General features: G+C 63.2%; 24 protein-coding genes. 17 read left to right on the forward strand and 7 right to left on the reverse strand.

Translation table 11 applies throughout. From position 1 onward, the window contains the following. Positions 1-5: 5 nt before the first annotated feature. From AB4Z43_RS24650 to AB4Z43_RS24660, 3 genes are all read left to right on the forward strand, one after another. Positions 6-932: a DMT family transporter gene (locus AB4Z43_RS24650; protein WP_064984925.1), complete on the forward strand. Its 927-nt coding sequence runs from the start codon at positions 6-8 to the stop codon at positions 930-932. Further along, on the forward strand, positions 925-1,128 hold the full coding sequence (locus AB4Z43_RS24655; RefSeq protein WP_019857323.1) for a hypothetical protein: 204 nt from the start codon (positions 925-927) through the stop codon (positions 1,126-1,128). The genes AB4Z43_RS24650 and AB4Z43_RS24655 overlap by 8 nt, the downstream gene beginning before the upstream one ends. A gap of 152 nt (positions 1,129-1,280) precedes the next feature. Continuing rightward, the gene (locus AB4Z43_RS24660; protein ID WP_019857325.1) at positions 1,281-1,739 is read left to right on the forward strand and encodes a MucR family transcriptional regulator; all 459 of its coding nucleotides are present in this window, start codon (positions 1,281-1,283) and stop codon (positions 1,737-1,739) included. A 75-nt stretch (positions 1,740-1,814) separates the two neighbouring features. Here the strand turns inward: AB4Z43_RS24660 and AB4Z43_RS24665 are convergent, their stop codons facing one another. Continuing rightward, on the reverse strand, positions 1,815-2,486 hold the full coding sequence (locus tag AB4Z43_RS24665; RefSeq protein ID WP_202362353.1) for a Crp/Fnr family transcriptional regulator: 672 nt from the start codon (positions 2,484-2,486) through the stop codon (positions 1,815-1,817). Between the two features lie 936 nt (positions 2,487-3,422). On the opposite strand from AB4Z43_RS24665, the gene AB4Z43_RS24670 reads away from it, so the two are divergent. Continuing rightward, positions 3,423-5,300, forward strand: coding sequence for an ABC-F family ATP-binding cassette domain-containing protein (locus AB4Z43_RS24670; RefSeq protein WP_020628819.1), 1,878 nt, complete (start codon positions 3,423-3,425; stop codon positions 5,298-5,300). Positions 5,301-5,364: 64 nt separating this feature from the next. On the opposite strand, the gene AB4Z43_RS24675 is transcribed toward AB4Z43_RS24670, so the two are convergent. The 3 genes from AB4Z43_RS24675 to AB4Z43_RS24685 form a co-directional block, all read right to left on the reverse strand. Next, positions 5,365-6,192: an aldo/keto reductase gene (locus tag AB4Z43_RS24675; RefSeq protein WP_441939208.1), complete on the reverse strand. Its 828-nt coding sequence runs from the start codon at positions 6,190-6,192 to the stop codon at positions 5,365-5,367. A 103-nt stretch (positions 6,193-6,295) separates the two neighbouring features. Further along, a complete protein-coding gene (locus tag AB4Z43_RS24680) occupies positions 6,296-7,171 on the reverse strand; it encodes an NmrA family NAD(P)-binding protein (protein WP_069091826.1) in 876 nt (291 codons plus the stop codon). Between the two features lie 38 nt (positions 7,172-7,209). Beyond that, complete coding sequence (locus AB4Z43_RS24685; RefSeq protein ID WP_441939211.1) at positions 7,210-8,490, reverse strand: serine hydrolase domain-containing protein; 1,281 nt, start codon at positions 8,488-8,490, stop codon at positions 7,210-7,212. Positions 8,491-8,668: 178 nt separating this feature from the next. Between AB4Z43_RS24685 and AB4Z43_RS24690 the strand changes: the two genes are divergently transcribed. The 3 genes from AB4Z43_RS24690 (at position 8,669) to AB4Z43_RS24700 (ending at position 12,796) form a co-directional block, all read left to right on the forward strand. Beyond that, positions 8,669-9,571, forward strand: coding sequence for a LysR family transcriptional regulator (locus AB4Z43_RS24690; protein WP_441939213.1), 903 nt, complete (start codon positions 8,669-8,671; stop codon positions 9,569-9,571). Between the two features lie 215 nt (positions 9,572-9,786). After that, positions 9,787-11,892 carry a molybdopterin-containing oxidoreductase family protein gene (locus AB4Z43_RS24695; RefSeq protein WP_441939215.1) on the forward strand — a complete coding sequence of 702 codons (2,106 nt, stop codon included), beginning with the start codon at positions 9,787-9,789 and terminating at the stop codon, positions 11,890-11,892. Positions 11,893-11,992: 100 nt separating this feature from the next. Beyond that, the gene (locus tag AB4Z43_RS24700) at positions 11,993-12,796 is read left to right on the forward strand and encodes an arginase family protein (RefSeq protein ID WP_019857348.1); all 804 of its coding nucleotides are present in this window, start codon (positions 11,993-11,995) and stop codon (positions 12,794-12,796) included. Positions 12,797-12,809: 13 nt separating this feature from the next. On the opposite strand, the gene AB4Z43_RS24705 is transcribed toward AB4Z43_RS24700, so the two are convergent. Both AB4Z43_RS24705 and AB4Z43_RS24710 read right to left on the reverse strand, forming a co-directional pair. Continuing rightward, positions 12,810-13,997 (reverse strand): flavin-containing monooxygenase, encoded by a 1,188-nt coding sequence (locus AB4Z43_RS24705; protein WP_441939216.1) that lies wholly within the window; start codon positions 13,995-13,997, stop codon positions 12,810-12,812. Between the two features lie 28 nt (positions 13,998-14,025). After that, on the reverse strand, positions 14,026-14,505 hold the full coding sequence (locus AB4Z43_RS24710; RefSeq protein WP_064984912.1) for an Lrp/AsnC family transcriptional regulator: 480 nt from the start codon (positions 14,503-14,505) through the stop codon (positions 14,026-14,028). Between the two features lie 103 nt (positions 14,506-14,608). Here AB4Z43_RS24710 and AB4Z43_RS24715 point away from each other — a divergent pair, with 103 nt between their 5' ends. The 4 genes from AB4Z43_RS24715 to AB4Z43_RS24730 all read left to right on the forward strand — a co-directional run bounded on the left by AB4Z43_RS24715 (position 14,609) and on the right by AB4Z43_RS24730 (position 18,705). Then, positions 14,609-15,817 (forward strand): diaminopropionate ammonia-lyase, encoded by a 1,209-nt coding sequence (locus AB4Z43_RS24715; protein WP_441939218.1) that lies wholly within the window; start codon positions 14,609-14,611, stop codon positions 15,815-15,817. Beyond that, a complete protein-coding gene (locus AB4Z43_RS24720; RefSeq protein WP_441939220.1) occupies positions 15,814-17,046 on the forward strand; it encodes a Zn-dependent hydrolase in 1,233 nt (410 codons plus the stop codon). The genes AB4Z43_RS24715 and AB4Z43_RS24720 overlap by 4 nt, the downstream gene beginning before the upstream one ends. A 4-nt stretch (positions 17,047-17,050) precedes the next feature. Further along, positions 17,051-18,211 carry a M20 aminoacylase family protein gene (locus AB4Z43_RS24725; RefSeq protein WP_441939221.1) on the forward strand — a complete coding sequence of 387 codons (1,161 nt, stop codon included), beginning with the start codon at positions 17,051-17,053 and terminating at the stop codon, positions 18,209-18,211. Between the two features lie 320 nt (positions 18,212-18,531). After that, positions 18,532-18,705: a hypothetical protein gene (locus tag AB4Z43_RS24730; RefSeq protein ID WP_236952089.1), complete on the forward strand. Its 174-nt coding sequence runs from the start codon at positions 18,532-18,534 to the stop codon at positions 18,703-18,705. 32 nt (positions 18,706-18,737) lie between these two features. Here the strand turns inward: AB4Z43_RS24730 and AB4Z43_RS24735 are convergent, their stop codons facing one another. Then, a complete protein-coding gene (locus tag AB4Z43_RS24735; protein WP_167470438.1) occupies positions 18,738-18,884 on the reverse strand; it encodes a hypothetical protein in 147 nt (48 codons plus the stop codon). Between the two features lie 111 nt (positions 18,885-18,995). On the opposite strand from AB4Z43_RS24735, the gene AB4Z43_RS24740 reads away from it, so the two are divergent. From AB4Z43_RS24740 to AB4Z43_RS24765, 6 genes are all read left to right on the forward strand, one after another. After that, a complete protein-coding gene (locus AB4Z43_RS24740) occupies positions 18,996-19,169 on the forward strand; it encodes a hypothetical protein (protein WP_081296140.1) in 174 nt (57 codons plus the stop codon). A gap of 112 nt (positions 19,170-19,281) precedes the next feature. Next, positions 19,282-21,375, forward strand: a complete 2,094-nt coding sequence (locus AB4Z43_RS24745; RefSeq protein ID WP_038645806.1) for an ATP-dependent helicase — start codon at positions 19,282-19,284, stop codon at positions 21,373-21,375. Positions 21,376-21,383: 8 nt separating this feature from the next. Then, entirely contained in the window at positions 21,384-22,160 is a 777-nt protein-coding gene (gene dapB / locus AB4Z43_RS24750; RefSeq protein WP_064985084.1) for a 4-hydroxy-tetrahydrodipicolinate reductase, read from the forward strand. Between the two features lie 261 nt (positions 22,161-22,421). Beyond that, positions 22,422-23,378 carry an ABC transporter substrate-binding protein gene (locus AB4Z43_RS24755; protein ID WP_441939346.1) on the forward strand — a complete coding sequence of 319 codons (957 nt, stop codon included), beginning with the start codon at positions 22,422-22,424 and terminating at the stop codon, positions 23,376-23,378. A gap of 108 nt (positions 23,379-23,486) precedes the next feature. Beyond that, the gene (locus AB4Z43_RS24760) at positions 23,487-24,296 is read left to right on the forward strand and encodes an ABC transporter ATP-binding protein (protein WP_038645810.1); all 810 of its coding nucleotides are present in this window, start codon (positions 23,487-23,489) and stop codon (positions 24,294-24,296) included. 11 nt (positions 24,297-24,307) lie between these two features. Further along, positions 24,308-25,186: an ABC transporter permease gene (locus AB4Z43_RS24765; RefSeq protein WP_019857360.1), complete on the forward strand. Its 879-nt coding sequence runs from the start codon at positions 24,308-24,310 to the stop codon at positions 25,184-25,186. Positions 25,187-25,197: the final 11 nt, after the last annotated feature.

Raw genomic sequence — 25,197 nt, forward strand, 5'->3', positions numbered from 1 at the left:
AGATCATGGTCCAACACAGGGATAGAGCCCCAGGCCGATTGTTTTGGCATGGATCAGGCTCGATATCGGCGCTGGTCTTTGCTGCCGGCGCGGTGGCTTTGTGGTCGACCAATGCTTTGGTCGGCAAATCCCTGCTGGCAACCCATCCGGTATCGCAAGTGCAGTTCCTGCAATTTGCGGGAGCTGCATTGGTCTTCGCCTTGATCCGGTTCATGAGCCGCGAGGAAGCGCCGCCAATGGCGCCAAGGGCGGCACTCGCACCTCTCGCGGTCGGATTCATCGGTCTGGTCGGCACCATGGTGCTGCAATACATCGCCTTCGCCTCGATGCCGGTGATCGAAGCCAATCTCGTGGCCTACACCTGGCCCTTGATGGTCGCCGCGGCAGTGATCGCCTTCGACAATCCCCGGCGCCCGGTCTTGCTGGGTCTTGCCGCGGCCCTTGGCTTCGTGGGTGTTGCGTTAGTGATTTCGGGAGGGCGTGAGAGCAGCTGGTTCCAGGGCGATATCGTCGGCTATTTCGCCGCATTTGGATCTGCGCTGTGCATGGCTTTCTATTCGGTGATGGTGGGACGGCTCGCCACTTCGCCCGATCGCCTGCTGCTGCCTTCGTCGCTGGTCGGTGTCGCCTTGACGCTTTTTTGGTCCGCTGGCGAAGGCGTCGCCTGGCCCTCCGGCGTCGATCTCGCCCTGGGACTCTATCTCGGCGCCGGTCCGATGGGGCTGGGTTATTACTTTTGGTCGCGGGCCTTGAAGCTCGAAGGCAGCGGCAAGGTCGCGGTCGTCGCTTATCTCACGCCGATTGCCTCGACGTTGCTGCTGACCCTGTCCGGCGAACGGTTGACGACAACCGCCATTGCCGGGGCCGTCCTCGTCATCGGCAGTTGTATCGCGGTCGGACTGGAGCGCTCGGAGGCGCAAGACTATGTTTGACGACAATGAACGTCTCGCCAGGCAGGAAGCGCATTGGCTGATCAAGGAATTTGGTGCCGAAGCACCGCTCTACGCGGCGATGAAGGCCGAAAAGGCAATTGAGCAGAAGGATTTCGGGCGCTGTGCCCGTTGGCGGCGTATTCTTGAGATATTGGCCGATACCCGGACGACCAAGTCTGCTGCTTCCAAGTATTAGATTTTCTAAATTGCGCAGCGTGCATTTCCCATAAAGATAGTTGACGCCAAGTCTTGATTCGTTTTGGTACTTGGCGGGCCGTTGGGGGGACGCGGTTAAAGAGATACGTCGACGAAGTCTTCGCTGGGGTGGATGACTTTCTCGCAAATAGGATGAAAGAATTGTCAAATATCGAGGATAAGACCGTTATAGAGCTAACGGCCGATATTGTCTCGGCCTATGTAGGCAACAATCCGCTACCAGCTTCCGGCCTGCCTGACCTGATTGCCAGCGTCAGCGCCTCGGTTCGAAAGTTGGCTGGCGCGGTCGTCGTAGAAAGCCCGAGCCTGGTTCCGGCCGTAAACCCGAAAAAGTCGGTGTTTCCCGACTACATCATCTGCCTGGAAGACGGAAAGAAGTTCAAGTCGCTCAAGCGACATCTCAGGACAGACTATGGTCTGAGCCCGGACGACTATCGGGCCAAATGGAGCTTGCCGCCGGACTATCCGATGGTCGCTCCCAATTACTCGGCGACCCGGTCGGCGCTGGCAAAGTCGACGGGACTTGGCCGCAAACCGGCAGCCGCACCGGCCGCCGTGGCAAAGGGAGCCAAGCGCAAGGCGGCTGGCTAAGCGGGAAGCGCCCCGGCCAGTTGGCCTAGACGCGACAGCCAATAGAACCCGGAAGGCGGCTTTGCCCTTCCGGGTTCACCGTCTGATTTGTGGTTGATCGTGCAGAACCACGTTCAGCAGCGAACTGTGCACCACGAGTTTCCCATTGTACTCGATGAATCCGAGGTCGCGGAACTTGTTCATGAAGTAGCTCACTCTCGGTCGCGTTGTGCCGATCATTTCGGCAAGCGTCTCCTGGTTGACCTTGCCGAGAATGGGTTCTGGCTTTCCTTCCTTGCCGAAATTTGCAAGCAGCAGAAGTGCCCGTGCCAGGCGCTTTTCGCTCGAATTGAAAAGCTGATCGACCAGATCCTCTTCGACACGGATGGTTCGTGTCAGAAGATGCGCGATGAACATTTCCGAAAAGGCCGGCTCATCATGAATGACGCGCATGATCGCCTTCTTGTCCAACTGCATGATCTCGCAATCGGTCATCGCAACCGCCGTTGCCATGCGCCGGGTCTGGCCGGCCAAGCAACCTTCGCCGAAGAAATCGTCGGTCCCCATTATGGCGACGACAGCTTCCTTTCCCTGTTCGGACAGGACACTGATTTTGACCTGGCCCTCATTGATGTAGAAGACCGAAGCCGCGACATCGCCTTGCGAGAATATCTTCTGGTTGGGTCCATAGCGTGTGATGGTGCGCCCGAGATCTGCTTTCGCCAGAAAAACCTTCGGGTCGAACGGCTGATCTGATCTTCCTTCCATCAATGACCCCATCCACTGACCAGATTGGATTTTATCACGATGCTGACGAGGCTTCAGCCTTGATGAAACAGAATCCGATATCTCGCGGAACCGGTCAATATTGACCAGACGCGGCCCGCTGCGAAGACTATCCAAATGCGGTCGGCGTCATTCGGGTCTTCCTCACCCGATCTCCTGGCGTCTTGAAGAGTCCCTGGCCGGGGCTTCGTCACGTAAGGCACGCCCGCCGCAGTGTTCGGAATGGTTGGGAAGTCGGCCTGCGATGTCGATGCTAACAAGACGTCGCTGCAGTTCCCTGTGCCAAGGTTCCTTGGGATGCAACTTCATCCCGCAATGTGTCGGCAATTTCCATCAAACTATGCCCAGCCTCGGGATGGGCGTCGAGCAACAGACTGGCAACGGCTGCTATGTCCAGCCTGCGCCGACGCCGCTGGGCATCGGAAACGGCGTCTGCGATCTTGAGCGCCAACGGAAGCGTGGGCATCCTCGAATCTCCATGCCGCCTTGGTTCATTCGGGCCCTGATGGGAGTTTCATCGGACCCGGTTTTCCGATTGATGGCGAGCCGTTTCCTTTGCCATGCTGAACAATCCCCGGCCGGGGTTCCTGCTGTCGTAACCAAACGTGGTTGGGGGGCAGTCCGGTTTCGTCAGCTCGTGAAGCGTAGGACGCGCGTCGGGCGCCCGTCTGTTCAATATTGACCACCACGGCGCGGACAGTGTGGCGATAGACTTTGCCTTTAGCCTTCGAGGATTTTCCGGTGATGAGCGCAGGCGCGTTTCGCGATCAGGCCTTCGGCGGTCGTCGAGGACAGGCACGAATTTCACGGACAAGGCCACCAATTCGCCTCGCGCTCCCGCCTGTGTTTCAGGCCTTGTGCGGCCAACTGGCCCGGAAGGTCTTGCGAAGCGTTGATGTCCAGTGCAAAAGCGCGGCCATGCTGATCATCAACGACCTTTCGCTCCGCATGGCCGGGCGCCTGCTTCTCGACCATGCCTCGCTGACCTTGCCGGCCGGCACCAAGGCCGGCCTTGTCGGCCGCAACGGTACCGGCAAGACGACGCTGTTCAAGGCCATCACCGGCGATTTTCCCTCCGAGACCGGCTCGATCAGCCTGCCGAAGAACACGCGCATCGGCCAGGTGGCGCAGGAAGCGCCGGGAACCGAGGAGCCGCTGATCGAGATCGTGCTCAAGGCCGACCTCGAACGCACGGCGCTGCTCGAAGAGGAAAAGACCGCCACCGATCCGCACCGCATCGCCGACATCCACATGCGGCTGGCCGACATCGACGCGCATTCGGCCGAGTCGCGCGCGGCCACCATCCTCGCCGGCCTCGGCTTCGACGACGCGGCGCAGCGCCGGCCGGCCTCGTCCTTCTCCGGCGGCTGGCGCATGCGCGTGGCATTGGCCGCCGTGCTGTTTTCAGAGCCTGATCTGCTCCTGCTCGACGAGCCGACCAACTATCTCGACCTCGAAGGCACGCTGTGGCTGGAAAACTACGTGTCGAAATACCCGCACACCGTGCTTCTGATTTCGCACGATCGCGACCTGCTCAACCGTGCCGTCAACTCGATCGTTCATCTCGACCAGAAGAAGCTGACCTTCTGGCGCGGCGGCTACGATCAGTTCGAGCGCCAATACACCGAGCAGAAGGAATTGCAGGAAAAGGGTCGCGTCAAACAGGAGGCCGCCCGCAAGCACATGGAATCCTTCGTCGAGCGGTTCCGCGCCAAGGCGTCCAAGGCCAGACAGGCGCAGTCACGCATCAAGGCCCTGGAAAAGATGAAGCCGATCGCGGCGATCGTGAACGATTCGGTGCGGCCGTTCTCTTTTCCCGAACCGGTGAAGACCGTGGCCTCGCCGATCGTGGCGCTGAATAACGTCAATGTCGGCTACACCGAAGGCCAGCCGATCCTGAAGAAAATGACGTTGCGCATAGACGCCGACGACCGCATCGCGCTGCTTGGCGCCAACGGCAACGGCAAGTCGACCTTCGCCAAGCTGCTGTCGGGCCGGCTCAAGCAGGAGAGCGGCACGATGACGGTGGCGCCCGGGCTGAAGGTGGCGATCTTCGCCCAGCATCAGCTCGACGATCTGCGTCCGGAGGAAAACGCCTATGAGCATGTCCGCCGGCTGATGCCGGAGGCGCCGGAGTCCAAGGTGCGCGGTCGTGTTGCCCAGTTCGGTCTGACGACCGAGAAGATGAATACGCCAGCCAAGGACTTGTCCGGCGGCGAGAAGGCGCGGCTTTTGATGGGCTTGTCGGCCTTCGAGGGGCCGAACCTGTTCATCCTCGACGAGCCGACCAACCATCTCGACATCGACAGCCGTGAATCGCTGATCCATGCGCTCAACGAATTTCCCGGGGCTGTCATCCTGATCTCGCACGACCGCCATTTGCTTGAGGCGACCGCCGACCGGCTCTGGCTGGTCAAGGACGGGGCGGTCAATCCGTATGAGGGCGACCTGGAGGACTACAAGACGCTGGTCACCGGCGTGTCCGGCGACCGCCGCGGCAGGCGCGAGGCCGACAAGGCGTCAAAAGCCGACCGCCGCCGCGATGCGGCGGCGCGCCGCGCCGCCTTCGAACCGCTGGCCAAGGAAATCCGCGCCACAGAAGCGCTGATGGACCGCATCCGCAAACGCATCGACGGCATCGAGGACGAACTGGCCAATCCGGCGATCTACGAAAAGGATCCCTCGACGGCAACGCGCCTGGCCAAGGAGCGCTCGCAGCTCGCCCAGACGCTGGCCGGCCACGAGGAAAAATGGCTGACCATGTCGGCCGAGTATGAGGAAGGCACGGCGGAGTAGGGCGGCCGACCTCGTCGCAAACCGCGATTGGGACCGATCACAGCGCCAGCCCCATGCCGCGATTTCATGCAGCGGCATTCCAATCGGGTGCGAAGGGTGGCCGGACGAAGCGCTGGTCCTTCGGCAGAGCAGCAATCGTCGCGCGATCCTCATCGTCGAGCCGAATGCCGAGCGCATCGAGATTGGACTTCTGGCTTTCGGGGCGCGCGGCTTTCGGGATCACGATGACGCCCTCCTGGTCCAGAAGCCAGGCGATGGCCATCTGCGCTGCGCTGCAGCCATGCTTGCGCCCGAGGCCGGCGAGCGTTGCGTCACTGGCGGCCCGGCCCTGGGCGAGCGGCGCGTAGGCCGTCAAGGGGATGCCGTTGCCCCGCAGGTAGGACAGCATCCGGTCCTGCGACAGGAATGGGTGGTATTCGAGCTGGACGCTCGCGATCGGCGCACCGATCTCCTCCACGGCGCGGCGGATCATCGGCAGGTTGAAGTTGCACACGCCGATCGCACGCGTGAGGCCTTGCTCCCGCAGCGACATCAACGCTTCCAGCGTCGCCTTGATGTCGAAGTCTTTGGACGGCCAGTGGATCATGTAAAGATCGACATGGTCGAGCCTCAGCTTGCCCAGGCTGATGTCAAAGGCCCGGCGCAACGCATCCGGCGCAAGTTGGCCGTGCCATACCTTCGTCGTGACGAAGAGCTCGTTCCGGTTCACGCCGGACGCTGCTATGGCGGCGCCGACGGCGGCTTCGTTCTCGTACATCGCCGCGGTGTCGATATGTCGGTAGCCGAGCGCAATGGCGCTCTCGACGACCGGCTGGGCGTCGTCCCCTGGCATGCGGAACGTACCGAAACCGAGGCGCGGGATCGCAACGCCCTGCGTGATGATCGATTCCATGATGATTTCCTTTCGAAACTGTGGCGATGGCAGGGCACGGGCGACCGCCACCGCTTCGCGCCAGCGACTGGTTCGCAAGTCCATGCGCCAAATCGTGACCGTGTCAGGTGGCTGACCGGCTCGCCGCGACGAGGTTGGTGATAACGCTATCGAGCGTCGTTGTCCCTTTGATCGCCGACCGGCCTTGGTCGCTGAACTCGATCCAGCCCTCGTTGAAGCCGTCAAGCATCCGGATCCGCGGCAACGGATTTTGCGTACCCTGGGAACGAAAGATTTGCTCCCAGCTCTCGCGCGGCACCGTCTCGACCTTGACCGGGCGCTCCAGCACCGTGGCGAAGGCGCGGGCGAGATCGTTGGGCGAGACGCGGACAGGCCCCTCCAGTTCGATGACCCGCGTCCCGATCCAATTCTCCTGAAGCAGCACGGCGGCCAGGCGCCCGACATCTTGCGTCGCGACCATCGGCAACGGCCTGTCGGCCGGCTGCAGGAAGCTGCGCAGCACGCCTTCGTCGCGCGCCGAGGGAATGTCCCAGAGCGCATTCTCCAAGAACCAGCCGGGCCTTAGGAAGGTGACCGGAAGCCCGATCCCGTCCAGCGCCTGTTCCATCAGCGTGCGCTGGGTCAGCAGGTTCTCGTGCGGCGCGTCCGCGCCGATGGTCGACAGGCAGACCACCTTGCCGGGACGCGCCTCGGCCAAGGCAGCGGTCACGGCCGAGATGACGCGCATAGCCTCGGGAAAGCCGGGTTCCGGATCGAACTCGGAGGGCGGCAGGATGAAGACGCCCGCAGCCTCCCTGAAGGCCGAGGCCAGGCTTGCCGCATCGTCCATCTCGGCCAAGGCGACATCACAGCCGCGACGTCTCCACTCCGCTGCCTTGGCCGCGTCACGCAGGACGGCGCGGACAGGCAATCCCTCGGCGAGAAGGCTGCGCGCAAGCGCGCCGCCGACCTTGCCGGTTACTCCGGTGATTGCATACATGGTGGTTCTCCAAAAGGTTGGTGTCGATCGCCAGGGGTTCAGGCGAGCCCGGCATAGAGACCGCGCTCGAACGCGCCGTAGAGCGCGACGACCCGCTCGTCGTAGAAGGGCAGGACCTGGGTGAAAAGCGCTCCGGTGACGTGCTTCACCGGGTCGAGCCAGAAGTAGCAGTTGAGCAGACCTGCCCAGGAGATGCTGCCGGCGGAGCGCCCATTCGGTCCTGGCTGCGTGTTGATGTCGAAGGACAGGCCCCATTTATGCGGCTGTTGCGGGAACTGGTCGAAGCTGCGGGAATAGGACGGCTGCGCCGAGCGCATCTCCTGGACGCTCAGCTCGCCGATCTGGTTCTGCATCATCATGGCGACCGTCTCCGGACGCAGGATTCGCGCGCCATGCAGCGCGCCGCCATTCAGCAGTGCCTGCAGGAAGGCCATATAGTCCCGCGGTGTCGAGAAGGCACCGCCGCCGCCCATGAAGAACTCCGGCCGTTGCGGCATCTCGAAGGGCGCCGGCTCCAGCCCGCCATCGGCCCCGCGGTTGTGGAAGGTGGCGACGCGCCGCTTCTGCTTGGTGCCGATCAGGAAGCCTGAATCCCTCATGCCGAGCGGCGCGAAGATGTTCTCGCGGAAGTAGATTTCGAGCGACTGATCGGACACCGCTTCGACGAGCTTGCCGATCCAGTCCATGCTGATGCCGTATTCCCACCGTTCGCCGGGTTCGAATTCAAGCGGGGCGGTGAAAGCTGCGTTCTTGCAGGTCGCGATGTCGGACATGCCCGTCACCTTCTCGTAGCGGGTCAGAGCCTCGCTCCAGATCGAGTAGGTGTAGCCGGAAGTATGCGTCAGCAGATGGCGCACCTTGATCGCGCGCTTGGCCGGCCGCAGTCGCGGCGTTCCATCCTCGGCAAAGCCGTCAAGAACCTGCGGCGAGGCCAGCTCAGGCAGGTATTTCGCCGCGTCGTCGTCCAGATTGAGGCGGCCCTGCTCGATCAGCTGCATGCAGGCCGTAGCCGTGAAAGCCTTGGTCATCGACAGCAGCCAGAACACCGTGTCTAGCGTCATCGGCGCCCCCGTTGCAGTGTTCGCCTTGCCGAAGGCACCCTCATAGACCATGCCTTTCGGCGTCGCCGCGACGGCGATGACGCCGGCCACGTCGTTCTTCGAAACGCCTTCGCGCAGGGCGGCGTCGATCGCCTTGAACCGCATCGACGAACCGGCTGGCGTTGTCTTGGCCAGAGCGGGGCTGACCGCATCGAGAGCCAGGATGGCCCCCAGCATTCCGCCGCGCTGAAGCATCGTTCTGCGTGTGAGGTGATTCATGGCTAACTCCTTTCCGGATCGAAGGAAATCCGACCTGCTCAGCCTCTCTCGGCCGGCACAGCGGTGACGCCATGCTTGTACGTCTCGCCATCCAGTGATTCACGCGCATTAAGATCAGTGTTATGATGACTAGAAATCACCGATCCTCGTCATCGGGGTGTAGGCGAAGGGAGATCGAATGGTTTTCGACACGCGGCTTCTCACCGGCGTCGGGGTCCTGGCAGCGGTCACGGAGGCCGGGAACTTCGCCCGTGCCGCGGAGATGCTCGGCCTGACGCCATCGGGGGTAAGTCGGGCCGTCGCGCGTCTGGAGGCCAGGGTCGGCGTGCGGCTCTTCGATCGCAATCCACGCGAGGTCAGCCTGACCGAGGAAGGCCGGCGCTTCCATGCGCAGGTGATGCCGCTGCTCGCAGGCTTGGATGAGGCTGCGGCCGAGGCCGCGGGCGCGGCGGCGGTGGTGCGCGGCCGGCTGCGCGTATCGGTGGACCCGTGGTTCGCACGCACGGTGCTCGCAGGCGGGCTGCAGCGGTTCCTCGCTCGCTATCCACTGCTCGTGCTGGATTTATTGACCAGCAACTATCGCGAGGAGATGATGAGCGGCGTGGACGTGGCGATACGCTTCGGGCCGCCCGATGCATCGTCCCTTATCGTGCGCAAGCTCCTGGAAGCCCAGATTCTGACGGTTGCGGCGCCGGCCTATCTCGAACGGCACGGCGAGCCGCGATCGCCGCACGACCTCGTCCACCACGAGGCGCTTCTCTTCCGCGATCCCCAGACCGGCCTTCCTTTTCCATGGGAGTTTCACCGAGGCGGAGAGATCGTCGAGGTCAAGATCCCAAGCCGTCTGGTGCTGGATGATCCTTCCGTCGCGGTCACGGCCTGCGTCGCGGGCCAAGGCATTTTCCAAAGCCTCGCCATCGGCCTGGCGCCGTTCCTGGCACGGGGAGACCTCGTGCCGATCCTGCCGGAGTGGTCGGAAGAACTTTACCCACTCTACGCCTACCACCCATCACGCCATCTGCCGCCGGCCAAGGTCAGGGCATTCCTGGATTTTATCCAGGAGATTGCCGTTGGGTTGTAATCGATACCGGAGGCCATCGATGTCGATGGAACTATGGATCGAAGCAGGCAGCGCATGTCCGGCTACATACGCTGTGCGGGATGCGGTGCTTGCAATGCGTCGCCACACATCGGGTGGAAGTCGCCACATATCGGGTAGAAAAGGCATCCCCGAAAGGCAGTCTATGGGCAAATCTGGCCCTACACGCCACGTTCGGAACCAGCTAAACATCCCCCATGAACCAGCACGCCAAGCTTCGCATCGGCCATTCGGCCTGTCCGCATGATTGCCCGTCCACCTGCGCGCTCGAGGTCGAGTTGCTCGACGCCAACCGCATCGGCCGTGTCCATGGCGCCAAGGCCAACACCTACACATCCGGCGTCGTCTGCGCCAAGGTCGCGCGCTATGCCGACCGCGTCCACCACCCCGACCGCTTGCTGAAGCCGCTGATCCGCGCCGGCGCAAAAGGCGACGGCGTCTGGCAGGAAGCGAGCTGGGAGGCCGCGCTCGACCTCGTCGCCGAAAGGTTCATCGCGGCCGAAGACAAATACGGCTCGGAGACGGTCTGGCCTTATTTCTATGCCGGCACGATGGGGCTGGTGCAGCGCGACGGCATCGACAGGCTGCGTCATGCCAAGAAGTATTCGGGCTTCTTCGGGTCGATCTGCACCAATCTCGCCTGGACCGGCTGGATGATGGGGGCGGGCGCCTTGCGTGGGCCCGACCCGCGCGAAATGGCGAAATCCGAGTGTGTGGTGATCTGGGGCACCAATGCCGTGGTCACGCAGGTCAATGTGATGACCCATGCCATCAAGGCGCGCAAGGAACGCGGCGCTAAAATCGTCGTCATCGACGTCTATGAAAACGCGACGATGAAGCAGGCCGACATGGGCCTGGTGCTGAAACCCGGCACCGACGGCGCGCTGGCCTGCGCGGTCATGCATGTGCTGTTCAGGGAAGGCCTGGCCGACCGTGCCTATCTCGAAAAATACACCGACGATCCGAAGGGTTTGGAAGAGCATCTTAGGACGCGAACCCCTGAATGGGCGGCCCAGATCACGGGCTTGTCGGTCGCCGAGATCGAAGCCTTTGCCCGCCTCGTTGGCACGACCAGGAAAACCTATTTCCGTCTCGGCTACGGCTTTGCCCGCCAGCGTAACGGCGCCGTCAACATGCATGCCGCCTCCTGCATCGCCGCGGTCACAGGAAGCTGGCAGTATGAGGGCGGCGGCGCCTTCCATTCGAATTCCGGCATCTTCAAGCTCAACCAGGAGGTGCTGGAAGGCACCAGGATGCGCGATCCGTCCATCCGCTATCTCGACCATTCGCGCATCGGTCCGGTGCTGACTGGCGCTGGCGACGCGCTCTACGGCGGACCGCCAGTGACGGCGATGCTGATCCAGAACACCAACCCGGTGAATGTCGCGCCTGAGCAGCGGCTGGTGAAGCAGGGCTTTCTGCGCGACGACCTGTTCACTTGCGTGCACGAGCAGTTCATGACCGACACCGCCAGGCTGGCCGATGTGGTGCTGCCGGCGACGATGTTTCTGGAGCATGACGACGTCTACAAGGGCGGCGGCAACCAGCACATCACGCTCGGGCCAAAGCTGATCGAGCCACCGGAAGGGCCGCGCACCAACCATTTCGTCATCGAGCAACTGGCCGAGCGCCTCGGCGTCGCCGACCGCCCGGGCTTCGGCCTGACAGAACAGCAGCACATCGACATCATTCTCGGCAAGCGTGGGCTGGGCAGTTTCGACAGCTTGAAAGAGCAGAAATGGGTCGATCTGCAGCCGGATTTCGAGGCCGCACATTTTATCAACGGGTTTGGCCATGCGGATGGTAAATTTCGCTTCCGCGCCGACTGGACCGGCCAGGCGGCTCCCAACCGGCCGCCGAAGAGCATGGGCCTGTTCGGACCGGTGGAGCGCCTGCCAGAGTTTCCCGACCATGTCGACCTGATCGAAGTGGCCGACGAGGCGCATCCGTTCCGGCTGACGACCTCGCCGGCGCGCAACTTCCTCAACTCGACCTTTGCCGAAACGCCGGTGTCGAAGGAAAAGGAAGGCAGGCCGGCATTGCTCCTCCATCCCGACGACGCGGCGGATCTTGGGCTTGCCGACGGCGACCGTGTCGAGGTCGGCAACCCGCGCGGCGAGTTGGTGCTGCACGCGAAATTCTTCGACGGCATCAAGCGCGGAGTGGTGATCGCCGAAGGCATCTGGCCGAACAGCGCGCATGAGCGCGGCGAGGGCATCAACGTGCTGACCGGAGCCGATGCGCCGGCGCCCTATGGCGGCGCCGCCTTCCACGACAACAAGGTCTGGCTGCGCAAGGCCTAGCCGATCTCAATCCCTGGCACGGACCTGGCCCAACCAGCTCTCGTCGCAACGGCCAACTCGTACCGGTATAGAGGCTCTCTCTGCATCGGGGAGGACGTCGATGACAGGCGCGATTTCGCTTCTGGGAATACCGCATGACGAGAACTCGTCCCATCTGCGCGGCTCGGCCGACGCCCCAGCGCTGATCAGGCGGGAGCTGCATAGCGACGCCCACAGTTCGTGGAGCGAAACCGGCTTCGATCTGACGGATCGCTTCCTCGACCATGGCGACATCGACTTTGCCGGCGCCGGCGACCCCTGGGAACGCATCGAAAGTGAGGTCGGACGCGCGCTGAATGCCGGCCATCCGCTGATCAGCCTGGGTGGCGATCACGCCATTGCCTGGCCGGTTCTGCGTGCCGTGCGGCGGCGCCACCCTAGCCTGACGATCGTCCAAATCGATGCACACCCCGATATCTATCCTGCCTATCAGGGCAATTTGCGCTCCCACACCTCGTCCTTCGCCCGCATCATGGAGGAGCGGTTGGCCGACCGGCTGATTCAGATCGGCCTGCGCACCCTCAACGACGACCTTCGCGGCCAGATCGGGCGCTTCGGCATCGAGGTGGTCGAGGCGCGCCATGTCAGCGAGGGCCTGCGGCTCGACCTCACAACACCAGTCTATGTCTCGATGGATCTCGACGGGCTCGACCCCGCCTTTGCACCCGGCGTCTCGCACCGCGAGCCCGGCGGGCTGTCGACCCGCCAGGTCATCAACCTCATTCAAGGCATCGACCAGCCGATCGTGGCCGCCGATATTGTCGAATACAATCCAAGCCAGGATCTCTCCAACATGACGGCGCTTGTCGCCTCCAAGCTGACGAAGGAGATCGCCGGCATGATGCTGAAGACTGCACTGGGATAGGGCAGGCCGCAGATCACACTGGCAGGATTTCGGAAGCCTTTTTCCTGTTCAGCCGGTGCCTTATATCGTCGGCGATGGCCTGCGCCTCGATCCCGATCTCGCGCAGCAATCCGGTGACTGCATTGTGGAAACCAATGAGGTAGAGACCGAGATCCGAGGCTTTGGGGGTAACGCCACTGCGGTCCGGCTGGATGCCGGGCTCGAGAAATCTGGCATAGCCCGGCCGGTAGCCGGTGGCGAAGATGATCGCGTCGAATTTGCTGTGTTTGCCGTCGGCAAAACGGGCGCCGCGTTGCGAAATCTCGGCGATATCGGGCGCGACCTTGATCGCGCCTTCGCGGATCTTGCCGATGGTGCCTACATCGATCACCGGAATGCGCGATGCAATCGCAATCTGTTCCAGCAGTCCTTGTCCCGGCCGTTTGAGCCCGTATTTTTCCAGCCTGCCCAGCACCACGTCGAGAATGACCGGGAAAAGAACATCGTTGAAGCGTTGCGGCCCCAGGCGCGCAGCCATTCCGACCATCTGGATGGGCACGCCGAACAGTTCGCGCGGCACGATATGAACGCCGCCGCGTACGGAAATGGTCGGCTGTGCACCGTTTTCCGCCAGATCGAGCGCAATCTCCGCGCCGGTGTTGCCCATGCCGATGACCAGCACCGACTGACCGGCGAACGGTTTGGCATTGCGATAGTCCGCGCTGTGCAATGTCTTGCCCGTGAAAGTGTCGATACCGGCAAACCCGGGCCGCAAGGGCTCGGCATTGTAGCCTGACGCGATCACCACATGTTTGGCGCGCAACGGTCCGGATGGCGCGTCCACACGCCAGCCGCGACCGTCCCGGGTGACCGCTTTCACCGTTTCTCCGAACTGGGGCCTGAGGTCGAAGCGTTGCGCGTAGGCATCGAGATAGTCGACGAAGAGAGCGCGCGGCACATAACGCGGATAGTGTTTAGGAAAGGGCACGAAGGGCAGCGACGAATAGCGCTTGGTCGTATGCAGATGGACGCGCTCGTAATGGCGCCGCCAGGCAGGGGCGGCCTGCTGCTCTTTTTCGATGATGATGAAGTCGACGCCGGCCTGCCGCAGGCATGCGGCAACCGCCAGGCCCGCCGGCCCGGCCCCGATGATCGCTACTGTCGTGGTGTGGTCCAAGCACGCCTCCCAGCTCAATTCGCGTCCTGAGAATGTCAAAAGCATGGCGGTGGAGCCTGCCTGCCGGCAAGGCTCAATCCGGCAACGGCACCGTCAGCCCGACCTTGACGCGGTCCATGGCCACGAAGGTGCGGAATTTCCGGACATTGTTGTTGCCGAAGAACAGCTTTCGAGTCAGCGCCTCATAGGCGCCCATGTCGGCCACGGTGATGACGAGGATGAAGTCGGCCTCGCCGGTGACGTAATAGCACTGCTGCACTTCGGGCGTTTGCGAGAATTGCCGCTTGGCCGCGTCGATCAGCTCGGTTCGCTCGCTCTCCAGCTCCACCTCGACGAAGATGGTGATGGGCTGGCCGACCGCCGCGGGTTCGATGATTGCGACATTGCTTGCAATGACGCCGGCCTGCTCCATGCGCTTGATGCGGCGCTGCACCGCCGGTGCCGACAGGTTCACCGCTTCGCCGATCAGCCGCTGCGGCGTCGTGTTGTCGCGCTGCAGGATGGCAAGGATGGCGAGATCGAAACTGTCGAGTGGGGGCGATGATGGAGGCAATGGCGGTATCCCGGTGAAACAAACTTGCATTTCGCAGGCTCAATTACAGCGCTCTTTGCGCCTGTCCTGCAATATGTTGTCGCTGACTGCCAAGGAGGCGCCAGTGTTCCTGCCCAATCGCAATGCCTTGCACGGTGAGCCGCTTGATGCGACCGATGCCGAAACCCTCGGGATCGCGGGCGCGGACACGGTCGAGCGCTTTCTTGCCCATCGCGACAATCACGCGATGACGCCGCTGCACGCGCTGCCGGCGCTGGCGGGCGAACTTGGCCTCGCTGCGCTGCATGTCAAGGATGAGGGCTTTCGTCTCGGCCTGGGCAGCTTCAAGGCGCTGGGCGGCGCCTATGCTGTCTTCCGCTTGGTGTTGGAAGAGGCAGGCAAGCGCCTTGGCCGCCCCGTCGATATCGAGGATCTCGATCGTGCCGATGTTCGCTCGGTCGCCGCGAAGATGACATTTGCCTGCGCCACCGACGGCAATCACGGCCGCTCGGTCGCGCAAGGCGCCGAGCTTGCCGGCGCCAGGGCCGTGATCTTTGTCCATGCCGGCGTCAGCGACGGACGCATTGCTGCCATAGCCCGCTACGGCGCTGAGATGGTTCGCGTCGATGGCAACTATGACGATTCTGTCAGGCAAGCGGCACAGGTCGCGGCCGAGAAGGGCTGGAGCGTGGTGTCGGATACGTCGTGGCCGGGTTATGAGCGGATTCCCGGCCTGGTGATGCAAGGCTATACGGCGATCGTGCGCGAAGCGCTGCGCCAGCTCGGCGAACCGCCAACCCATGTCTTCGTCCAGGCCGGCGTTGGCGGCATTGCCGCGGCGGTGGCCGGCCATCTCGCCATCGTGCTCGGCGACGCCAGGCCGACCTTCATCGTTGTCGAGCCAGCGCGCGCGGCCTGCGTTGTCGCGGCTGCCCGGGCAGGGCATGTGGTCAAGGTGGCGCACGACCAGCCGACGGTCATGGCCATGCTTGAATGCTATGAGGCCTCTCAGGTCGCCTGGCGCGTGCTGGCGCGCGCCGCCGATGCCTTCATGGCCGTGGACGAGGACGACGCGGTCGGCGCGATGCGGCGGCTGGCCCTGCCTGCCGGCAGCGATCCGGCCATCGTTGCCGGCGAGAGCGGCGGGGTCGGTCTTGCCGGACTGATCCGGGCGATGGCCGAAAACAGGGCCGATCTTGGCCTCGACGGCAAATCCCGCGTGCTGGTGATCAACACCGAAGGCGCCACCGACCCGCATCGCTATGCCGAACTGGTTGGCATGAGCCCTGCTGATGTGTTGGCCGGCAAGCTCGTTGCCGAGGCAACGCCATGATCGCGGTCGACGCGCAGCGCCTGCTTGGCCGCATCCGCGAACTTGGCGCTGTTGGCCGCGACGGCGAGGGCAGGCTGACCCGGCTGGCCGCCTCCGACACCGACAGGCAGGGCCGTGACCTCTTTGTCGGCTGGCTGCGCCAGGCCGGGCTCGATGTCGCCATCGACCGCATCGGCAACATTTTCGGCATCTGGCAAAGTGCCGACAATGTAGGCGAGGCGCCGCTGCTCATCGGCTCCCACATCGATACCGTCATCGACGCCGGCATCTATGATGGCTGCTACGGCGTGCTTGCCGGGCTGGAGGTGATCGAGACGCTGAAGGCATCGGGTCTCTCGCCGTTGCGCCCTCTCGCCGTCGCGGCCTTCACCAATGAGGAGGGCGTGCGCTTCTCCCCCGACATGATGGGGTCGCTGGTCCATGCCGGCGGCGTCGATGTCGAGGCGGCACTCGCCGCTGTCGGCACCGACGGCAGCACGCTCGGGCAGGAACTCGTCCGCATCGGCTACGCCGGCGAGCGCGAACCTGGCTTTCTCAAGCCGCACCTCTATGTCGAACTGCACATCGAACAGGGGCCGGTCCTGGAGCGCGAAGGCATTCCGATCGGCGCGGTGGAAACCCTGCAGGGCATCTCCTGGCAGCGCATCACCCTCGATGGCGTCGCCAACCATGCCGGCACCACGCCGATGTCGATGCGCTGCGACGCCGGATATGCCGCGGCACGCGTGGTCACCTTCCTGCATGACCTTGCCGCGGCCTCCAACGCGCCGACCGTTGCCACCGTCGGCACGATGCGCTTCGAGCCGAACGCCATCAATGTCATCCCATCGCGCGCCGTCTTGACGGTCGACCTGCGCGATCCCGACGAGCAGAGCCTGCAAGCACAGGAGGCGTCGCTGGCCGCCTTTCTCGAGCAGCTCGCCGCCGAGGGCATCACCGTGTCGGTCGAACGGCTGGCCTGCTTCGAGCCGGTTGTTTTCGATGGGCAGGTCGTCGAGTTGATTGAGGCTGCTGCCAGGAAGCGCGGGCTTGCCTCGCGGCGCATGACCTCGGGCGCCGGCCATGACGCGCAGATGATCGCGCGCATCGCGCCGGCGGCGATGATCTTCGTGCCGAGCGCCGGAGGCATCAGCCACAGCCCGCATGAACACACCGAGGATGCCGAGCTTCTTGCCGGCGCCAACATCCTGCTTGATGTGGTCGCTGAACTTGCCGAACTCGAGGGCTGAAGACATGGCTAAACTCGATCCAGAAACGCTGAAGCGCGAGATGACCGCTTGGCGGCGCGACCTGCACGCGCACCCCGAATTCGGCTTCGAGGAGAAACGCACCGCGGCCTTCGTCGCGGCCAAGCTGCGGGAATTCGGCCTGGACGATGTCGCCGAGGGCGTCGGCGGCACCGGCGTCGTCGGCACGCTGAAGCGCGGCAGCGGCAACCGCGCCATTGCGTTGCGGGCCGACATGGATGCGCTGCGCATCGCGGAGCAATCAAGCGCGCCCTACCGCTCCGGCAATCCCGGTATCATGCACGCCTGCGGCCATGATGGCCACACCGCCATGCTGCTTGGCGCGGCAAAGCTGCTGGCGGGTGAGGGTGGTTTCGACGGCACCGTGCGCTTCATCTTCCAGCCGGCCGAGGAGTGGGGCAGGGGCGCGCTGGCCATGCTCGACGACGGCCTGATGCAGCGCTTCCCCTTCGACGAGATCTTTGGCCTGCACAACATGCCCGGCCTTCCCGTTGGGCACTTCGAGACCCGTGTCGGCCCGGTCATGTCGGCCGAGGATAATTTCGAGATCGTGCTCAAGGGGCTCGGCGGCCACGCGGCACGGCCGCAATCGGGCAACGAAACGCTGGTCGCCGCCTGCGCGCTGGTCACCAATCTGCAGACCATCGTTTCGCGCCGCCTGAGCCCGACCGACATAGCCGTGGTTTCTGTGACCGAACTGATCACCGACGGCACCCGCAATGCGCTGCCTGGTCTTGCCCGCATCCTCGGCGATGCGCGCAGTTTTCGCCCCGAAGTCAGCGCGGAGATCGAACGCCAGATGCGCATCATCGCCGAGGGCACCGCGGCCGCCTACAACGTTGCCGCCGAGGTCAATTACACCAGGGAATTCGTGCCCTTGCACAACGACACCGAACTGGTCGAGGCGGCCTTCGCCGCCGCCAAAAATGTCTTCGAGCCCGGCAATATCGCGATTGCCCGCGAGCCCATGACGGCGTCGGAGGATTTTGCCCGTTTCCTCGATCACGTGCCGGGCTGCTTCGTCTTCCTCGGCAATGGCGAGGCTTCGGCGCCGCTGCACAATTCCAGCTATGACTTCAATGATGAAGGGCTGGTGTTCGGAGCCAGTTTCCATGCCGCCATCGCCAGGCAACGGCTCGGATTTTGATCGGCTGCGGACCCTCGTCGGCACGCCTTTGCCGGTGGAAAACGCCTGGAAAAGGCCGAAATCCGCGATCCCGCATGACGCAGGGGCAAGACTCAGCTACCTTGTATGGTGCGGCGGACCTGATTTATCCGCTTGGCCGGCGCCTTCTCCTCCCAAGCGGCGCCGGCCTTCTTCCCGCGCGCCGATCTCCTTCTAAATTAGCATCCATTAAATTTAGAATATTCGCACTTGCAGGGCGTTAGCGTCTTTATGGCATGGAAGGTGCCGGTATTTGGGCTGTTGCGGGAAGACGGATGCGCGGGCGGAGCTGGATAAAGGCGTTGCGTCAGGACGAGGCGCGGCAGGTGCGTGCGCGCATCGCCGAACTGGAAAGAAACCTCACAGTGGCATCGCCGGCCCGAGGCCGTCAGTTGCAGCAGGACGCCGGCCACGAACTGCGCAATGCCAAGTTCCGCCTTGAGCTGCTTGAAGAATGCATCGCTGCAATGCATTGAGGTTTTGCGGTCCTCATTGCACCGGAACTATCTCAGTTGCTGACAGTCTCCGTGTCCATGACAGGATCGCTGGCGTGAGAGCTTTGTTCGGCACCAGGGGCCTTGGTCGGTGGCAATTTGTTGTCGCAGGCCGAGACAGCCAAAACCACCAGAATGAGGGCTAATCCTAGCTTCTTCATCGCTGTCGCCTCCACCCTTTCAACGACGCGCCATCGGTTTGGTTGCGAACTTCGCGTGATGGAACAAACCGTCATGTTTCCGGTTGACTCTCATCAGAGGAGAACCGCGGCATGATCCGTTTGCTTCTAGCAGGTACATTCGCCTTTCTCGCCTATCGCCTCGCGCGAAAGATGATCGATGACGTGCCCGGCGACATCGATCCCCTGTTGCTGCCCGCGTCGAGAAGTGACCGCGACGTTCTGCGCCGCCAATCGGCGGCCATGGGTGTCGATCCCCGGCGGTAGGGCAATTCCAGGAAAAGCGCACAGCGCTTTGCGTTGGGAATTGCATCAAAATCAAGGGTCCGTCGCGCCGCTTGCATGTTGCGAACAAAGCGGAAACGATGCTTGATGGGCGATGAACCTCGCCGCCCATGATTCGACATTTGTGGAACCGACTCCCCAGCCCGCCTATCTCGCGCGGCTGAACGACGCCCAGCGCCAGGCCGTCGAGCATGGCGACGGCAAGATCGCCGGGCCCTTGCTGGTCATTGCCGGCGCCGGCTCGGGCAAGACCAACACGCTAGCGCATCGCGTCGCCCATCTGATCGTCAGGGGTGCCGACCCGCGCCGTATCCTGCTGATGACCTTTTCGCGGCGCGCCGCGTCCGAAATGGCCAAGCGCGTCGAGCGCATCGCTGGCGAGGTGCTCGGCCGCGACGCCGCGGTCATCACCGATGCGCTGACCTGGGCAGGCACTTTTCACGGCATCGGCGCCCGGCTGTTGCGCGACTATGCGCTGGAGATCGGCCTCGACCCGGCCTTCACCATCCATGATCGCGAGGATTCCGCCGACCTGATGAACCTCGTGCGCCACGAACTTGGCTTCTCGAAAACGGAGGCGCGTTTCCCAACCAAGGGCACCTGCCTTGCCATCTATTCGCGCGCCGTCAACGCGCAGGCGCCGCTCGGCGAAGTGCTGGGTTCTGCTTTCCCCTGGTGCGCCGGTTGGGCCGATCAGCTCAAGCAACTGTTCGCCGGCTATGTCGAGGCCAAGCAGGCGCAGAACGTGCTCGATTACGACGATCTGCTGCTCTACTGGGCGCAGATGGCGGCCGAGCCGGAAATAGCGGCGCATCTGGGCGGGCGTTTCGACCACGTTCTGGTCGACGAATACCAGGACACCAACCGGCTGCAGGCCTCGATCCTGATGGCGCTGAAACCCGACGGCGCCGGGCTGACGGTGGTCGGCGACGATGCGCAGTCGATCTATTCGTTCCGCGCCGCCGAGGTGCGCAACATCCTCGATTTTCCAAAACAGTTCGCGCAGGCCGCCGATGTGGTGATGCTGGAGCGCAATTACCGCTCGACAGAAACCATTCTGGCCGCCGCCAATGCGGTGATCGGCGAGGCCTCGGAGCGCTTCACCAAGAACCTTTGGTCGGAGCGCAAATCCACCGACAAGCCAAGGCTGGTGAGCGTCCGCGACGAGGTCGAGCAGGCCAACTTCGTCTGCGATACCATTCTGGCCGAACGAGAAGCTGGCACGGCGCTGAAATCGCAGGCAGTGCTGTTTCGCGCCTCGCATCACAGCGGGCCGCTGGAGATCGAGCTGACGCGGCGCAACATTCCCTTCGTCAAGTTCGGCGGCCTGAAATTCCTCGATGCCGCCCATGTCAAGGATGTGCTGGCGGTGCTGCGTTTTGCCGAAAACCCGCGCGACCGCGTCGCCGGCTTTCGCGTCCTGCAACTGATGCCGGGCATTGGCCCTTCGGCTGCTGCGCAGATTGTCGAGACGATGACATCGGCTCTGGACGAGGCGATGGGGCTGGCCGGCTGGCGGCCGCCGCAACGCGCTGCAGATGACTGGCCGGGTTTCGTCTCGCTCTATTCCGGCCTGCGGGCCGGCGCCAAATGGCCGGCCGATCTCGAACAGGTCAGGCTCTGGTACGAGCCACATCTGGAACGCATCCATGAGGATGCCGTCACACGCCGCGCCGACCTGTTGCAGCTCGAGCAGATCGGCTCTGGCTACGCCTCGCGCGAACGCTTCCTGACCGAACTCACGCTCGATCCGCCGGACGCGACCAGCGACCAGGCGGGGCCGCCGCATCGCGACGAGGACTATCTGATCCTTTCGACCATCCACTCGGCCAAGGGCCAGGAGTGGAAGAACGTCTTCGTGCTCAACACCGTGGATGGCTGCATTCCGGCCGATCTCGGCGTCGGCACCAAGGAGGATATCGAGGAGGAGCGCCGGCTGCTCTATGTGGCGATGACGCGGGCCAAGGACAGCCTCAACCTGGTCATGCCGCAGCGCTTCTTTCCCCATGGCCAGGCCGCGCGCGGCGACCGTCACCTCTACGCCTCACGCACCCGCTTCATCCCCGCCTCGATCCTTGGAGCGTTCCAGCAGATGTCGTGGCCGAGCGCACAGGCGGCACAGGGCAGGGCGCCCCGGCCGGAGGTGCGCGTCGACATCGGCGCGCGCATGCGCGGCATGTGGAAATAGTCGAGATCATGGTGCAACCGCCGATCCGGATCGCCATCGCCGGCGCGCTGGGCCGCATGGGGCGGCAGATGGCGGAGGCCGTGCAGGCCGATCCGCGGCTCGCGCTTGCTGCCCGCTTCCATCGCCCAAGCAGTGTCGGCGATGGGCTGGCGAGCCGCGACGAGGCGCTTGCCATGACCGATGTGGTGATCGATTTCACCACGCCCGCCGCCTCCGCCGATCTGGCGAGGGTTTGCGCAAATTGGGGCGGACCGGCCCTGGTGATCGGTTCGACCGGTTTCGATGCGGGCGAACTGGCTGATATAGCCGATGCCGCGAAAACGATTCCCATCGTCCGCTCCGGCAGTTTTTCGCTTGGACTGAACATGCTGGTCGGACTGGTCGAGCGGGCGGCGAGGGCACTTGCCCCCGAAAATTGGGATGCCGAAATTTTCGAGGCGCATCATCGCCACAAGATCGATGCGCCGTCGGGCACCGCACTGATGCTGGGACAGGCCGTCGCCGGTGGACGCCGCGTCGACCTGGACGCGGTCGCAAGGCGCGTCCGCGACGGCGTCACCGGCGCGCGGCCGGCCGGCGAGATCGGTTTTGCGGTGGTTCGCGGCGGCAGCATCATCGGCGAACACAGCGTCAGCTTCTGTGCCGAAGGCGAGCTTGTTACCTTGTCGCACGCTGCCGGCGACCGCACCATGTTCGCCCGTGGCGCCATCGCCGCGGCACTTTGGGTGTCGGGACGCTCGCCCGGCGAATATGATATGCGCGACGTGCTTGGGTTTGACCGCTGAACTTGGCACGGCGGGCATTTTCACGACGCCGCGACGGCCTGCTGGCCACGGCTTACTGATCCGTAAGCTTTGCCGTCATTTTCGGCTTTACCCTGAAAGCTGGATGAAAGGTTGGTGCCATAACTCTTGTCCGGCGCCCCCATATTGTCGTGCAAACGCGATGGGAGAGAGAGGGGCGCGGGAAACGAACAAAGGGAAGAGGCCATGTCGCTCGCGCGAATTCTGCTTGATTCAGCCGCCACAACCGCACTCGTCGCCACCATGGCCTTGTCAGCGCCGTCCGTACACGCCGCCGACAAAGTTTCCATCATGGTCGGCGGCTACGAGAAGCAGATTTACCTGCCAGCCAAACTGACCGAAGCACTGGGCTACTTCAAGGACGAGGGTCTCGACGTCGAGTTGCTGAATGAGCCGGCCGGGGTCGACGCCGAAAACGAGATGCTTGCCGGTGCCGTGCAAGGAGTTGTCGGCTTTTATGATCACTGCATCGATCTGCAGGCCAAGGGCAAATTCGTCGAATCCATCGTCCAGTTCAGCCAGGCGCCGGGCGAGGTCGAGCTCGTTTCGACCAAGCATCCCGAGATCAAGTCGCCCGCCGACTTCAAGGGCATGAGCCTGGGCGTGACCGGTCTAGGCTCATCGACGAATTTTCTTACCGAATATCTTGCCGTCAAGAACGGCTTGAAGCTCGGCGAATTCACTTCGGTTCCGGTCGGCGCCGGCAACACCTTCATTGCCGCCATGCAGCAGGACAAGATCCAGGCGGGCATGACGACCGAACCGACGATCACGCGGCTGCTGAAGACTGGTGAGGCCAAAGTCCTTATCGACATGCGCACGATGGAAGGCACCAAGGCCGCGCTCGGCGGCACCTACCCGGCCGCCTCCCTCTATATGCAGACAGATTGGGTCGAAGCGCACAAGGACATCGTGCAGAAGCTGGCCAACGCTTTCGTCAAGACGCAGAAGTTCATCAATTCGCATAGCGGCGCCGAGATCGCCGACAAGATGCCGAAGGACTATTATGTCGGCGACAAGGAAGGCTATGTGAAGGCCCTCGATGCCGGCAAGGCGATGTTCACCCCCGACGGGATCATGCCCGAGGGTGGACCTGAGACAGTGCTGACGGTTCTTTCAGCCTTCAAGAAGGAACTGCAGGGCAAGCAGATCGACCTTGCCAAGACCTACACCTCGGAATTCGTCAAGAACGCCAAGTAGCAGGCCGTGCCGGCGCGATGAAGCCATCACGCCGGCACCCGTCAGTTCTTCACGTCCGGCGGCCTTGGGGCCGACGGCGGGCGTCTGCTCTTATCCAGGAGTTCCACCATGGCTATTGAAAAAAATGCACCGGCGATCGAGCTGATCAACGTCAGCCGGCGTTTCCTTTCACCCACCGGCAAATCGCTGACGGCACTGCGCGACTTCACCATGACCGTACAGCGCGGCGAATTCGTCGCCGTTGTCGGCCCGACCGGCTGCGGAAAATCTACCACCCTCAACTTGGTGACCGGACTGGCAAGCCCAAGTGCTGGCGAGGTTCGTGTCATGGGCGCGCCGGTCAAAGGGATAGACCCGCGCATCGGCTTTGTTTTCCAAAGCGATGCCCTGTTTCCGTGGCGAACCGTGATCGACAACGTGATGGCTGGTCCGCTCTTTCGCGGCAAGGCCAAGTCCGAAGCCATGGCTGCGGCGCGAGACTGGCTGGCGCGCGTCGGCCTGTCACGATTCGAACAGCATTATCCGCACCAGCTTTCGGGCGGTATGCGCAAGCGTGTGGCGCTGGCGCAGACTTTCATCAACGGTCCGGAGATCCTGCTCATGGACGAGCCGTTTTCGGCGCTTGACGTGCAGACCCGCGTGCTGATGCATGAGGAGTTGCTGCGCCTTTGGTCCGAAGCAAAGGCTTCCGTGGTCTTCGTAACCCATGACCTGGAAGAGGCGATTGCCTTGGCCGACAAGGTCTATGTCCTGACCGCCGGGCCGGCCACCGTGAAGTCGGTCTACACGATCGACCTGCCGCGCCCGCGCGTCGTCGCCGACATCCGCTACGAACAAAGCTTCATCGATTACTCGCGCACCATCTGGGCCGACCTCAAGGAAGAGGTCGAGACCAGCTATGCACGCGCGGCGGCCTGAGGAGGAACGCCATGACAGATGCCGCCATCGACATCAGGGCAGGGGCATTCAAGCCTGGCACTTCCGACGCGGAAATCGAAGCGGCCGCGGCAAAAGCATCGCAGCGCCGTCGCCGCACCGTCATATTCTGGCGGGTCGCCATCCTGGTCGCCTTTCTCGGCCTGTGGGAGATTGCCGCACGCCTGGCGTGGATCGATCCGTTCTTCTACGCGATGCCGAGCGCGATCGCGCAGCGGCTCTATGAATGGACGACGGAAGGAACGTCCGAGGGGCCGCTCTGGTATCATCTCTATGTTACCATGGAGGAGTCGGTCATTGGCTTCGTGACCGGCTCGGTAGCCGGCATCATCATCGGCGTCGCGCTCGGTCGCAACCGCATGGCCGCCGACATTTTCTCCATCTACATCAAGGTGATCAATTCCATCCCACGCGTGGTTCTGGCGCCGATCTTCATCATGATCCTCGGCCTTGGCCTCGCTTCGAAAGTGGCGCTTGCCTTCGTCATGGTTTTCTTCGTTGTCTTCCACAATGCATTCCAGGGCGTGCGGGAGGCCGACAGGGCAATGATTGCCAATGCCCGTATCCTCGGGGCCTCCAACTGGCAGTTGACGCGCTCGGTCATCGTCCCTTCGGCGATGAGCTGGATCTTCGCCAGCCTGCATGTCAGCTTCGGCTTTGCCATCATCGGTGCGATCGTCGGCGAATTCGTCGGCTCGCGCTATGGCATCGGCCTGCTGATCAATATCGCCAAGGGATCCTTCGACGCCGCCGGCATGTATGCGGCCATCGTCATTGTCATGGTGGTGGCGCTTGGCGCCGAATATCTGATGACGATGGTCGAGGATCGCCTGGCGAAATGGCGTCCCCAGCCGTTGCATGAGACGCAGTGAGCGGCGACATG

The sequence above is a fragment of the Mesorhizobium sp. 2RAF45 genome (assembly GCF_052115225.1).
GTDB lineage: Bacteria > Pseudomonadota > Alphaproteobacteria > Rhizobiales > Rhizobiaceae > Mesorhizobium > Mesorhizobium jarvisii.

Coding starts and splice junctions, on each gene's coding strand:
- AB4Z43_RS24650 (WP_064984925.1), top strand. CDS start 6: ATGGTCCAACACAGGGATAGAGCCCCAGGCCGATTGTTTTGGCATGGA.
- AB4Z43_RS24655 (WP_019857323.1), top strand. CDS start 925: ATGTTTGACGACAATGAACGTCTCGCCAGGCAGGAAGCGCATTGGCTG.
- AB4Z43_RS24660 (WP_019857325.1), top strand. CDS start 1,281: ATGAAAGAATTGTCAAATATCGAGGATAAGACCGTTATAGAGCTAACG.
- AB4Z43_RS24665 (WP_202362353.1), bottom strand. CDS start 2,486: ATGGAAGGAAGATCAGATCAGCCGTTCGACCCGAAGGTTTTTCTGGCG.
- AB4Z43_RS24670 (WP_020628819.1), top strand. CDS start 3,423: ATGCTGATCATCAACGACCTTTCGCTCCGCATGGCCGGGCGCCTGCTT.
- AB4Z43_RS24675 (WP_441939208.1), bottom strand. CDS start 6,192: ATGGAATCGATCATCACGCAGGGCGTTGCGATCCCGCGCCTCGGTTTC.
- AB4Z43_RS24680 (WP_069091826.1), bottom strand. CDS start 7,171: ATGTATGCAATCACCGGAGTAACCGGCAAGGTCGGCGGCGCGCTTGCG.
- AB4Z43_RS24685 (WP_441939211.1), bottom strand. CDS start 8,490: ATGAATCACCTCACACGCAGAACGATGCTTCAGCGCGGCGGAATGCTG.
- AB4Z43_RS24690 (WP_441939213.1), top strand. CDS start 8,669: ATGGTTTTCGACACGCGGCTTCTCACCGGCGTCGGGGTCCTGGCAGCG.
- AB4Z43_RS24695 (WP_441939215.1), top strand. CDS start 9,787: ATGAACCAGCACGCCAAGCTTCGCATCGGCCATTCGGCCTGTCCGCAT.
- AB4Z43_RS24700 (WP_019857348.1), top strand. CDS start 11,993: ATGACAGGCGCGATTTCGCTTCTGGGAATACCGCATGACGAGAACTCG.
- AB4Z43_RS24705 (WP_441939216.1), bottom strand. CDS start 13,997: ATGCTTTTGACATTCTCAGGACGCGAATTGAGCTGGGAGGCGTGCTTG.
- AB4Z43_RS24720 (WP_441939220.1), top strand. CDS start 15,814: ATGATCGCGGTCGACGCGCAGCGCCTGCTTGGCCGCATCCGCGAACTT.
- AB4Z43_RS24725 (WP_441939221.1), top strand. CDS start 17,051: ATGGCTAAACTCGATCCAGAAACGCTGAAGCGCGAGATGACCGCTTGG.
- AB4Z43_RS24735 (WP_167470438.1), bottom strand. CDS start 18,884: ATGAAGAAGCTAGGATTAGCCCTCATTCTGGTGGTTTTGGCTGTCTCG.
- AB4Z43_RS24740 (WP_081296140.1), top strand. CDS start 18,996: ATGATCCGTTTGCTTCTAGCAGGTACATTCGCCTTTCTCGCCTATCGC.
- AB4Z43_RS24745 (WP_038645806.1), top strand. CDS start 19,282: ATGAACCTCGCCGCCCATGATTCGACATTTGTGGAACCGACTCCCCAG.
- dapB (WP_064985084.1), top strand. CDS start 21,384: ATGGTGCAACCGCCGATCCGGATCGCCATCGCCGGCGCGCTGGGCCGC.
- AB4Z43_RS24755 (WP_441939346.1), top strand. CDS start 22,422: ATGGCCTTGTCAGCGCCGTCCGTACACGCCGCCGACAAAGTTTCCATC.
- AB4Z43_RS24760 (WP_038645810.1), top strand. CDS start 23,487: ATGGCTATTGAAAAAAATGCACCGGCGATCGAGCTGATCAACGTCAGC.
- AB4Z43_RS24765 (WP_019857360.1), top strand. CDS start 24,308: ATGACAGATGCCGCCATCGACATCAGGGCAGGGGCATTCAAGCCTGGC.